Raw genomic sequence first — 427 nt, forward strand, 5'->3', positions numbered from 1 at the left:
GTCAGTACAGTGGTGTCACGTGACCACTCGCGATGAGATGCTCCAGGCCGCGCTCGAGCGCTTCGCCCGCTACGGCTACCTCGGCAGCTCGATCCAGCAGATCGCCGACGATGTCGGCACCTCGAAGTCGTCGGTGCTCTACCACTTCGACTCGAAGGAAGCGCTGCTCGAGGCTGCGATCTCACCCGCTATCGACGCGCTCGAGGGGCTGCTGCAGCAGGTGCCGACCCGCGACCAGCACGCCGCGTTCCGTCGCGACGACCTGGTCGCGATGGTGACGGCGTTCATCGACCTGCTGCTCGCTCACGCGCGCGCCGTCGCGATCTTCGTCAGCCAGCGCGGCGCCCTGCTCGAGGTACCGGTCATCGCCCGCGCGAACGCGCTCGTCGCCCGCTTGGCGGCTGTGCTCATGGCCGAGGCACCCGCG

1 protein-coding gene is annotated in these 427 nt (G+C 68.9%); it reads left to right on the top strand.

Annotated features, from left to right (window positions below):
* Nucleotides 1–19: 19 nt before the first annotated feature.
* Nucleotides 20–427: TetR/AcrR family transcriptional regulator (locus J1M64_RS19015; RefSeq protein ID WP_206475212.1), on the top strand; the 408-nt coding region annotated here is incomplete at its 3' end.

This window comes from Dietzia sp. KRD202 (assembly GCF_017168155.1).
Classification (GTDB): domain Bacteria; phylum Actinomycetota; class Actinomycetes; order Mycobacteriales; family Mycobacteriaceae; genus Dietzia; species Dietzia kunjamensis.